General features: G+C 51.3%; 11 protein-coding genes. 4 read left to right on the top strand and 7 right to left on the bottom strand.

The genetic code is table 11. The features are described 5' to 3' along the window. Window positions 1–641: 641 nt before the first annotated feature. The 7 genes from LKK83_RS04095 to LKK83_RS04065 all read right to left on the bottom strand — a co-directional run bounded on the left by LKK83_RS04095 (window position 642) and on the right by LKK83_RS04065 (window position 7331). Window positions 642–2402 (bottom strand): R3H domain-containing nucleic acid-binding protein, encoded by a 1761-nt coding sequence (locus LKK83_RS04095; RefSeq protein ID WP_324629607.1) that lies wholly within the window; start codon window positions 2400–2402, stop codon window positions 642–644. Window positions 2403–2579: 177 nt separating this feature from the next. Beyond that, window positions 2580–3809, bottom strand: coding sequence for a circadian clock protein LdpA (gene ldpA / locus LKK83_RS04090; protein WP_324629603.1), 1230 nt, complete (start codon window positions 3807–3809; stop codon window positions 2580–2582). Between the two features lie 153 nt (window positions 3810–3962). Next, window positions 3963–4502, bottom strand: a complete 540-nt coding sequence (locus LKK83_RS04085; protein ID WP_324629602.1) for a salt stress protein, Slr1339 family — start codon at window positions 4500–4502, stop codon at window positions 3963–3965. 209 nt (window positions 4503–4711) lie between these two features. After that, entirely contained in the window at window positions 4712–5314 is a 603-nt protein-coding gene (locus LKK83_RS04080; protein WP_324629600.1) for a vWA domain-containing protein, read from the bottom strand. Window positions 5315–5476: 162 nt separating this feature from the next. Next, complete coding sequence (locus tag LKK83_RS04075) at window positions 5477–6082, bottom strand: vWA domain-containing protein (RefSeq protein WP_324629598.1); 606 nt, start codon at window positions 6080–6082, stop codon at window positions 5477–5479. A 21-nt stretch (window positions 6083–6103) separates the two neighbouring features. After that, entirely contained in the window at window positions 6104–6709 is a 606-nt protein-coding gene (locus LKK83_RS04070; RefSeq protein ID WP_324629606.1) for a vWA domain-containing protein, read from the bottom strand. A 157-nt stretch (window positions 6710–6866) separates the two neighbouring features. Beyond that, on the bottom strand, window positions 6867–7331 hold the full coding sequence (locus tag LKK83_RS04065; RefSeq protein ID WP_324629597.1) for an NAD(P)H-quinone oxidoreductase subunit N: 465 nt from the start codon (window positions 7329–7331) through the stop codon (window positions 6867–6869). A gap of 986 nt (window positions 7332–8317) precedes the next feature. Between LKK83_RS04065 and rplC the strand changes: the two genes are divergently transcribed. From rplC to rplB, 4 genes are all read left to right on the top strand, one after another. Next, window positions 8318–8959, top strand: a complete 642-nt coding sequence (gene rplC, locus LKK83_RS04060; protein WP_324629596.1) for a 50S ribosomal protein L3 — start codon at window positions 8318–8320, stop codon at window positions 8957–8959. A gap of 70 nt (window positions 8960–9029) precedes the next feature. Beyond that, complete coding sequence (rplD, locus tag LKK83_RS04055) at window positions 9030–9662, top strand: 50S ribosomal protein L4 (RefSeq protein WP_324629594.1); 633 nt, start codon at window positions 9030–9032, stop codon at window positions 9660–9662. After that, the gene (locus LKK83_RS04050) at window positions 9655–9963 is read left to right on the top strand and encodes a 50S ribosomal protein L23 (RefSeq protein ID WP_324629605.1); all 309 of its coding nucleotides are present in this window, start codon (window positions 9655–9657) and stop codon (window positions 9961–9963) included. Before rplD ends, LKK83_RS04050 begins: the two co-directional genes overlap by 8 nt. A gap of 107 nt (window positions 9964–10070) precedes the next feature. Beyond that, window positions 10071–10934 (top strand): 50S ribosomal protein L2, encoded by an 864-nt coding sequence (rplB, locus tag LKK83_RS04045; RefSeq protein WP_324629593.1) that lies wholly within the window; start codon window positions 10071–10073, stop codon window positions 10932–10934. Window positions 10935–10998 lie beyond the last annotated feature (64 nt).

The raw sequence follows: 10998 nt of genomic DNA, 5'->3' as shown, positions 1-10998 counted from the left end.
CCGGCACTCTTGCGCCAACAGGAACAAATCGACACCATGCAGGCTAAGCTTTACGATTCGCTCAAGCTTCTCGGACATTTGAAGCGGGAAAACCAACAGCTCAAACAACAGTTGGAGTCAAACACCCCGCCTCATCGATCTAACGTCGTCTAAAAATAACTCACTAAATTGTAGCACAAATATTTTATACTATGGCTCGATAATTTTGAGAAGCCGAAGCCTCCCCAGACCCCGGAGAGACGCGAGCGATAAAAATTTATACAAAAAAGTATCGGAAGCATATCCAATTTAAGTGGATAAAAGAATAATATAAATTGCAGGATGGCTCCCTTGTGCGAGTAGTGGGTGTAGAGCGGGGTGGGGAAATTAGATAGTATTGACGGTCATTTGTCAAGTCAAACTTGGCGAAAAAAAGTTTTGCAGAGGGGTTGATTTTTGCTGGCAGAAATGATATAAAAAAGACTTTGGGGCAAAAAATACCGAATCCGACTGGCCTAGGCGATCGCCCCACCCTTATCTGGTGAGGGGCGTTTGCAGACCGAGGTCAACCGCAACGGGGGAATCGCCGCCAAAAAAAACCTACCACCGGAGAGTGATAGGTACCAAACCAACCCGTTAACCTGAGTCGGAGCGATCGCTTCTTAAGCGGGATAAATCCGCAAGCGGCGATTCGGTTCGTCGCCAAAACTGCAAGACTTCAACCGATAATGCTCCACCAACTCGTGCTGCATTTTCCGCACCTTGCCCGATCGCGGTAGCAGTTCCACAGGTTGTCCTTTCGGAATCACGATTTGCTCCACGGCGAGGCGGGCTTCTTCCAATGCCTCAATCTCGTCATCGTTGCCGTTTTGAGCGAACAAACTCAGTTCGGCAGCATCCAGATTGCCCATATCCTCCATATTGAGCATCCGTCGCAAGGCGTGAGAAATTTTCGGGACGCTATTGGAATTGACCGTGTAGATCGGCACCTGACGGTTTTTCGCCATTTGGCGCAGCTTAGAATGATTTTTCACATGAGAGCGGACTGCCAGCACCGTATCTGCACTGTCAATATCCTTCGTCACCATCACCGGCAGATTCAGGGTCCGAATCACCCGATCCAACTGATGGCGACTGACCCCATAGGGATAGATATGCAGGGGCAAATCTTCTCCATTCGGTCCGGGCGCAGCCATTTCGCCCAGACCACCATATTCAGCCCCACCCCCCAAAGGATTGTGGCGATATAAGGACTCATTGAGCATTTGCTCAAACGTTTGTTGCTCCGCCACCTTCTGAGAGCGGGCAGTGCGCCGAGGTTCGGCAAAATTCTCGGGCCCAGGCAAGGGCTGCATTTTGCCGCTACCGCGCAATCCACTGCTGCCCCGAAACGCCGGTGCGGCAACTTGGGCCGTACTCGGCGCATAGAGTTCATTGGTAATGCTGACCTTGCCCTTTTCGTTCACCGTCCGCACCTGCAGATTCGGTTGACGTCCGCGCAGCAAGCTATCCACCGTATCGGCAGCTTGTTCGTGAACCACCCAGCGCTGACGTTCGAGCATTTCTACCGCAATTTCAAACGTCGGCGGCGCTTTGCGTTCCAGCACGGTTTTCTGACATCCCCGCCGCCGCGCTTCTTCATCGGAAAGGGTGACGGATTGAATGCCACCGACTAAATCGCAGAGGGTGGGGTTTTTGATTAAATTTTCCAGTTGATTGCCGTGAGCGGTGCCCACCAGTTGCACGCCGCGTTCGGCGATTGTCCGCGCCGCCAGGGCCTCGAGTTCGGTACCGATTTCATCAATGACGATTACTTCTGGCATGTGGTTTTCCACCGCCTCGATCATCACCTTATGCTGCAATTCTGGCATAGCCACTTGCATCCGACGGGCGCGCCCGATCGCCGGGTGGGGAATATCTCCATCGCCGGCAATTTCATTGGAGGTGTCGATAATCACCACCCGTTTTTCTAACTCGTCTGCCAGCACTCGGGCAATTTCGCGCAGTGCTGTGGTTTTTCCGACCCCGGGTCGCCCCAACATCAGAATTGATTGCCCACTTTCGACTAAATCGCGAATCATGCGGATGGTGCCGAAAACCGATCGCCCCGCGCGACAGGTTAAGCCGATGATTTCTCCGGTACGATTGCGAATGGCGCTGATGCGATGCAGGGTTTGCTCGATTCCGGCGCGGTTATCTCCGCTGAAGTGACCGACGCGATCGATGGCGTAGTCGAGATCGGCGCGCGAAATGGGGGTATCGCCGAGGTACTCGGCTTTGTTCTCGAAGCGAGCTTCTGGAAGGCGGCCCAAATCCATCACCACCTCAATCAGGCTGCTGAGCGCTGGATGCCCTTCTACGCGATCGCGAATCTTTTCTGGCAAAATCTCCAGCAATTTGTTCAGATCGTCGGTTACCTGCATTCTTCCTAAAGCGACGTTTTCCACGGCAACCTGGGAGTCAGGTTGGTGAAGGTTGTCAATGGGGGGATGTCCATTGGAATTGACCATAAATTAGTTGGCGTCGATAACTTAGCACTACATTAATGAAACGTTGCAAATCAAGTAATCAAAGGGTTTGGGAAATCAACGGGGGCTTTTTCATGGCACTGTATTATTTGTGTTACATTTGTATTGTACCGGAAATTTCAGCGGTGCGACTAGGGAATATGCTAAATCAACCGCTTGCCACAGCAAATCGGGAAAATCTTCTAGGCGCAAGGGGGATGCCACCCCAGAAACCTCGCTCTCCTGAAAAAGCCGATCGCTGCGTTCTTCGAGCTGCTCTAAGATAGAAGTCAACTGCACCCGGGCATAGCTGCCATAGGCGACCCCAGCAATATAGGGATGGCGGCTGGCAACCGAGGATTTGAGCAACCCCATTGCCTTGAGTTTGGCAACGGTGTGATGGTTGGTCCCTCCCGCAAGCTGTACGTAGCCCGGTAATCCTGCTGCTAAAACTTTTTGCCCGAGTTTCACCGTGGCGTGGGTAGTGCCGATGCCAATATCGCCACTCATCGGACGCCCATCGGTTTGCCAAATGAGGGCGCAGGGCAAGGGCGAAATCGTTTCGTACATTGCCCAGAGATAATCAATCAGATCCGGTCCGTCGGGACAACTAATCGCGATCGCTTTCAATGAATCAACCCACGGTGAAATCGAACTCCACAAGCGCTTGAAGTCTGACAAACGCCCTACACAGGTGTGGATTTCTACAGCATCTACACCTTTAGATAACACGGTGGGAGCGATCGCCGTCGGTGTCGAGACATACGAACGAGTCGTAATTAGCCCCAGGGGACACACCGGGACGCATCGCCCACATCCATAACAGCGTTCCTCGATTACGCCACCACCGGGAACAGAATTCTCAATTGAAGATTGCGAATTAACCGTTCGTGGGTTGTTAATTCTCAGTTCTTCCTTGGGGTTGTCAAACACAATCGCTTGTGCTGGACAAATCTGTTCGCAAGGGCGCGGACAATCTGCCGGACAGAGATTTGCATCGAACTGCGCTTTGCGAAAATGAGGGTCTTCCCCATCGTTTAAGCTCACCATCAGCAGGGGCAGATTGTTTTTTCTCAGAATGCTTGGCCTGCGATCGCCCCATTTGTCGGCATCGTCAGCGATGTTGCCCGCTACCTGTAGCGCTTCTTTGGCAGCGGCAACTACGGCTGGATCTGCTGCCACGTCGATGCAGTCAGCACCAGCTAGGGTATAGGCCAACGTGATGTTCCGCACGGCAGGCAAGTGTTGAAAACTCGCACCGCAAATCAATTTGAACCACTGGCCTTCGGTTAAGGAGTTTAGGGGACACTTGAGATCGTTCACCCCTCTATGCTAATCCGGTTGGTGAAAATTTGACAGCCAATCTGGCAAATTTATTTCTCTAGGCATATTCGCAACTGATGCCTACGGGATTTTTGCTCCCCCAGATTCAGCGCCACGGTGTTGCCCCGCATTTCTGTGCATCAGACCCCTGTCTTAGGGATGATTTTCTGAGTTCATGGCATTGAGATAGGCGATCGCTGCCTCTAGTTTGGAGGAATACTTCTCGGCAAACTGCACAAACCAAAATCCCTCATCGGAATACGGATCTAAATTTTTCAGCCATTCCTGGGCGCGGGCTTTCAATTTTTCTTGCTGTTGCCGTTTGCGTTCTTCCCGCTGCCTTTCCCGTTCTCTTTCTCGTTCTTTTCTTTCAATCTCCTCCGCTTTCAAGCGTTCTTCAAATTCCTGCTTCACATCACCCAATAAGCTCTCTACCGGACTGCCATATACACTCTGAGTCGAGGGTGAGGCGATCGGTTTTGGCTGGGGCTGGGCTTGTGGCGTTTTGCCCTCGGCTTCCCCTTGCACGTCGGACAACAGCTTATCTATATTGTAGTCATTTTTTTGCCGATTCTGGGGCGATGGTTGCGGCGGTTTCGCTGGAGGCTTGGACTGCGGTTTTTCCGGCTGATTGGAGTCGGCATTTTGATGTTCTGCTTGCAGTTCAGCCAATAGTTTGTCAATGGACTCCATGCTTTTGACTCCTGATTTCCTAATCGGTTAGTTTTCTCCACCAGTTTGCCAGAGTATTTTGGAAGTATCCGAATACAATCGGTGGAATAATTAATGTTTTCACGGATTCACAACTGGATTAATTTTGATGGTGGGCAGTACACAACCTACTTGGGCTGGATGGTGGGCAATGCCCACCCTACTCGTACTATCTACATTCTCGAACGTAATTAATCCGAGATTGCATTCATCAGCACCTCAGAAAGCGTCACCTCTTCCATATCTTCCATCGATATCGTATCCACGATATCGAACTGAGCGCCTACCCCTTCCATCTCATCATCTAAGGCTTTTAAAAAGCGGGTTGCTTGGGCGTCAGTGCCCACTTGAATCATCGAAATCGCCAGTTCTTCATCGCGCTCGATCTGACGTGCTGCTTCGATAATGACCTTCATCACTGCCTTGCGATCGTCCGGTTCTCCATCCGTAATTACCAGAATCGTTTCCCCGTTTTTTGCTTCACCGCTGGCTTTCTTTTGCAAGTAACTATTCACCGCATCTTGCAGCACCGATGCCAAATCGGTTCTTCCCGATGGCTCGTTTTCCTGGAAAATCTGCGACACCTTAGCCGAGGTGACATTTTCGTAGCGCTTAAATCGACTGGAAAACAGATAAACCGTAATTCCATCCGGGTCTAACTGTTCGGCTTTCGCGGCTAAAGCAAATGTGGATTCTTCTGCGGATTTCCACCGCGTTTTTCCGCCGTATCCATCGGGAGTCATCATGCTCCCACTTTTGTCAAGAATTAGGGTATAGTCTCTATTCTCTAGCATAGCTTTTTTACCTCGCTGTTGTCAAGATTTTTCGGGATTTATTTTTTTTCCTGATTTGTTGCTAGATTCAGGAGGGTGAAGGGAACTGAAAGCCTGGGGAGTTTACCCCGGGCGATCGCGATTGAAATTCGCTCTCCACCTGTATTGTTTTCCCAGGGTTTTTTAGTCTACGATCGCGTTGAGCAACACTTCTTTCAGCGGCACTTCTTCCATATCCTCCATCGTAATTGTATCTACGATGTCGAATTTAGCGCCAACTCCTTGCAATTCATCATCTAATGCCTTAAGGAAGCGCAGGGCTTGCGGGTCTTTGCCCACTTGAATAAAAGAGATTGCCAATTCCTCATCGCGATCGAGTTTGCGAGAGGCTTGAATAATCAGCTCCATCACTGCGCGGCGGTCATCTGGTTCTCCATCCGTAACCACCAAAATCGTTTCTCCTTCCGGTTTCGTTTCACCCGCCGACTTGCGCTGAAAATAATTAGTCACCGCATCTTGCAGGACCGCCGCCAAGTTGGTGCGACCCATCGGTTCATTTTCTTGATAAATTTGTTCCACCTTAGCGGTGGTCACGTTGTCATAACGTTTAAAGCGACCGGAAAACAGATAAACGGTAATGCCATCCGGATCGAACTCTTCACATCGTCTTGCCAGAGCTAGGGTAGATTCTTGAGCGGAATTCCAGCGGGTTTTGCCGCCGGGTTGGTCGGCGATGGACATACTGCCGCTTTTGTCAATAATTAAGGTATAATCGCGATTCTCTATCATCAGGTTTTTTCCTCAATCTGGTTAGTCAGTAATGGCATTGATGAGAACTTCAGTGAGCGTAAACTCTTCCATTTCATCAATGGTTAAAGTGTCTACAATGTCAAACTTAGCCCCAGCGGTTTGCAGGTCATCATCCAGGGCTTTGAGAAACTGAGTTGCTACGGGGTCGTTGCCGATTTGGATGAAAGAGATGGCCAATTCTTCATCTTTGTCAATGCGACGAGAGGCATCAATAATGACTTTCATTACACTTTTGCGATCGTCCGGTTCGCCGTCAGTGACCACTAAGATGGTTTCGCCATTGAGTTTGCTTTGGGCGCTTGCTTTGCGTTGGAAGTAATTGTTGAGCGCATCTTGGAGAACCCCGGCTAAATCGGTGCGCCCCGAGGGTTCGTTTTCCCGAAAAATCTGTTCGACCTTGGCAGAGGTGACGTTATCGTAGCGTTTAAAGCGTCCCGAAAAGACATAAACCGTGATGCCATCCGGGTCGAAGTCCTCGCATTTTCTAGCTAAAGCGAGGGTAGATTCTTGAGCTTCCAGCCATCGGGTTCTCCCGCCGCGCTGGTCTGGGATGGACATACTGCCACTTTTATCGAGAATGAGGGTATAGTCGCGGTTTTCCAGCATCAGAGTGTTAAATGTTAAAGCTAAAGTTGGTAGGGGCATCGGCGGGTTTCAAGCTTGGGGCATGAAGAAAGGGGATGCCTCTGCTTGTAGCTTAGCTTAAAGCACCAAAGGGGGGCGATCGCGATCGCCCCCCTTTGGTGCATTGAAAGTCGGAAAATTAGCTTGCCGATGCAGAAAGCACTACATCGCGCAGGGGAGTCCAGCGAACCTGGCGATCGCCCCCCACTTCCACCACCACTTTGACTCGCGGTTCGATATTTGGCAATTCGCTCAAATACTCGATTTCTTGCTGTGACAGAATCATGCCATCAATCAGCCACACCACCAGACCTTTAGATTTGGCAGGGAGATGGTCTAAGTTGTAGTTGACGATTGGCGGGATAAAATAAGTCCGCACATCTTTTTTGCCCAAGTGGGGAGGACGCACCCCGTGAACCCCGGTTAAATAAGCCGCTGGGTCTCCTAAACCCCGGGCGCTGAGCGACAGGTTGACATAGCCTGCCGCGCGAAGTCGGCGCTGGTAGCGCCCCTCAAATCCGCCTTCTAAGGGGACGTACAGGGCCAGCGCTCCATTATTTTCCAGATCGCGGATGAATTTTTTGCCCGTGATAAGCAGTGCCATAAAGTTGAGATCCTCGGTGGTTTAACGGTTATGATGAGATTTACCGTGCTTTTGTGCAAGCCCTCGCAAAGGCGCGATCGGCACCCTATTGAGGATAGTCGCGATCGCTCAACGCCAACAGACGAAAGCGCAAGAATACTGAGAACCAGTATATATGAATGCTCCTCCACCTGCGACGCCCGGTGGTGGTGTTTTGAGCAGAAGCGCTTATCCCCCCCACAGGCGGCATTCTCCTCGTATTCTGGGAACGTTAGCCCAGCAACACCCCCAAGTCGTTTCCGCAGAAGTGTACTTGAGCGTCACAAGAGGGGTTGAGCCGGATCCCTATTCCCCATCCAGTTGAGGGTCTCGGTGGGTGCGATCGCTGAATTTTTCCCCAAGTTTGCAAAAAAATTCCAGGTGGCAAATTCTTTAACCTATTGTGGGGTAAGCGGTTGAGCCGCTTGGCATTCCAGCCCGCCTCAAAAAAATAAAAAAAATTAGGAAAAAGACTAGACAAGGGGATGTAAATGAGATATGGTATTAAATTGTCGCCAAATTCAGCCAATTGACTCTTTCCGGAGAGCCAACCTGTCCACAACAGATAGCAAAATTAGGCTATCTTAAGGAGAGTCCGCGCAAGAGAAGACTCACTCAATCCTTAGCGGCAAGTTAAGGAAGGCTGAATGAGAGCGGGGGTCAGCACAGCAGGCAGATATCTAGACGCCTGTCTGACCGAAGCGGAGAAAACATGCCTCGTAGGGAAACTGAGCAATGAAATTGTTTAAGTCCATGCGGTGAAAGGCATCTCGAGCAAAAGCTCATTCCAAAGACAGATTTTCACGTCCACCCAGAAGTCTTGCGCGACTTCCGTGAAGCCTGTCTCCCCTTGAGAGAGGAGGCAGACTTCCGAGTGGGTTGGCGGAAAGAAATCGGAGAGAGCGGTTTGTAGTGAACACAGCGATCCGATTGTGTTGTAGTGCGTAAGTAAGGGGAGACCATAACCCGTGTCTGTCGGTATTCTCGGCACTAAACTCGGCATGACCCAAGTGTTTGACGAAGAGGGAAGAGCCGTTCCCGTCACCGTCGTTCAAGCCGGACCATGCACCGTGACCCAAATCAAGACCAAAGAAACAGATGGCTACGTAGCCATTCAAGTTGGATATGGTGAAGCGCCCGCCAAGGCGATTAACAAACCAGAACTCGGTCACCTCGTCAAGTCCAACGCGCCCCCGTTGCGTCATTTATGCGAATATCGGATAGAGGACGCCAACAATTTTGAGCTAGGACAACAAATCAAAGTCGATACTTTCGCGGCGGATCAAATTGTAGACGTCAGCGGAAACAGTATTGGTCGGGGATTTGCGGGGTATCACAAACGGCATAACTTCAAGCGCGGGCCGATGTCCCACGGGTCGAAGAACCATAGATTGCCCGGTTCCACCGGCGCGGGGACGACCCCGGGGCGGGTGTATCCAGGCAAGCGAATGGCAGGAAGACTCGGCGGGAAGCAAGTCACCCTGCGGAAATTGAAAGTCGTGCGGGTGGATACTGAGCGCAACCTGCTGCTCATCAAAGGCTCGGTTCCCGGAAAACCCGGTGCCCTGCTCAATATTAAGCCAAGCAACGTGGTAGGCGGTTCCAAATAAATTATCGGCAAGAACGTTTGCAAAAACTCAAACCCGATCGGAGTAACGGAAGAAACGGGGGTAGACAGAGATGGTGAACTGTGTAGTTAAAAATTGGCAAGGGGAAGAAGTCGGAGCCGCGACATTGGAACTGCGGGTGGCGAAAGAAGAGAATGCCGCTCATATCGTTCATAAAGCGCTGACCCGGCAACTGAACAACCGTCGTCAAGGAACGGTGGGCACCAAGACTCGAGCGGAAGTCAGAGGTGGGGGAAGAAAACCCTGGAGACAAAAAGGAACCGGTCGCGCCCGGGCCGGATCCATTCGCTCGCCATTGTGGCGAGGCGGCGGGGTGATCTTTGGTCCGAAGCCAAGAGATTACGAGACCAAGATGAATCGTAAAGAGCGGCGTCTGGCATTGCGGACGGCGTTTCAAAGTCGGGCAGAAGACATGATAGTGGTAGAAGAGTTTGCAGAAAATCTGCCACGTCCGAAGACCAAAGAGCTGGTCAATGCTTTAGGGCGCTGGGGTGTAGAGCCAAACGACAAGGTACTGCTGATTTTGCCAGAGCGGCAAGAGAACGTGTATTTGTCGGCTCGGAACGTAGAGGCGCTCAATATCGTGTACGCCAATAACTTAAACGTTTACGATGTGCTAGTGGCAGATCGGATCGTCACCACAGCAGCAGCCCTTGCCAAAATTGAGGAGGTCTATGGTGAGTGAACAAAATCTTCGCAAGCTAGCGGACTTAATTCGTCGCCCGATCGTGACAGAAAAAGCCACGATGCTGATGGAGGAGAATAAGTACGTGTTTGACGTGACTTCAAAGGCGACGAAACCGCAAATCAAAGCAGCGATCGAACACCTGTTTGATGTGAAGGTACTGAGGGTCAATACCCAACATCTGCCCCCCAAAAAGCGTCGGTTCGGGAGATTTGTGGGGTATAAGCCTCACTATAAGCGAGCGATCGTGACCTTGGCAGAGGGTGATTCGTTGCAAAGCATATTCTTCCCAGAAGTGTAGGGGAAACAGCTTGTGGAGTGGAGTTTCACCCGAAGTGCCACCAGAAAAGCTTTACCCCCATTCTGAGGAGAGAAGCCAAATAAAGCAGTTGAACGAGAGTTGAAATTATGGGTATCCGTACTTATCGGCCATACACTCCAAGCACCAGGCAACACAGCGTTTCCGATTTTGCCGAAATCACCCGCGATCGGCCAGAAAAGTCCCTGACCAAAAAGAAGCATCGGAAAAAAGGGCGCAATAATCGCGGGGTGATTACCTGCCGACATCGAGGTGGGGGTCACAAGCGGCGCTATCGAGAAATCGACTTTCGCCGAGATAAGCACAATATTCCCGCGAAAGTGGCCGAGATCGAATACGATCCGAACCGGAACGCGCGGATTGCATTGCTGCACTATCAGGATGGCGAAAAGCGGTATATCCTGCATCCAGTGGGGTTAAATGTAGGGAGTTATATCGTCGCCGGACCCGACGCCGCGATCGAAGTGGGCAACGCCCTGCCCCTCGAGAGAATGCCCCTGGGTACCTTGGTTCACAATGTAGAACTCAATCCGGGACGCGGCGGACAAATGGTGCGCTCTGCCGGAGCCGGCGCACAAGTGCAAGCCAAAGAAGGGAATTTCGTCACCCTGAAATTACCCTCCGGCGAAGTTCGCATGTTCCGCAAAGAGTGCTACGCTACCGTGGGTCAAGTGGGCAATATCGAAGCCAGAAACATCAGTTTGGGTAAAGCCGGTCGCACCCGCTGGTTGGGACGACGCCCGGAAGTCAGAGGAAGCGTGATGAACCCCGTAGACCACCCGCATGGTGGTGGGGAAGGAAGAGCGCCAATCGGTAGAAGTGGGCCAGTGACCCCTTGGGGTAAGCCAGCGTTAGGCCGCAAGACCCGCAAGAAGAAAAAAGCCAGCGATGCCGCGATCGTCCGCCGTCGTCGGAAGTCTTCCAAACGAGGCAAAGGCGGTCGTCAGTCTTAAGCTTGTGCAAAGAAAGAAATGGAGAAGGGGAAATGCCTTCTCGATGCATCGTTGTCGATCGTTA

The sequence above is a fragment of the Phormidium sp. CCY1219 genome (assembly GCF_035615515.1).
In the GTDB taxonomy this organism is placed as follows: domain Bacteria; phylum Cyanobacteriota; class Cyanobacteriia; order Cyanobacteriales; family Laspinemataceae; genus CCY1219.
Note: the sequence above shows the minus strand (reverse complement) of the source record. Positions and strands in the feature narration are given on the sequence as shown.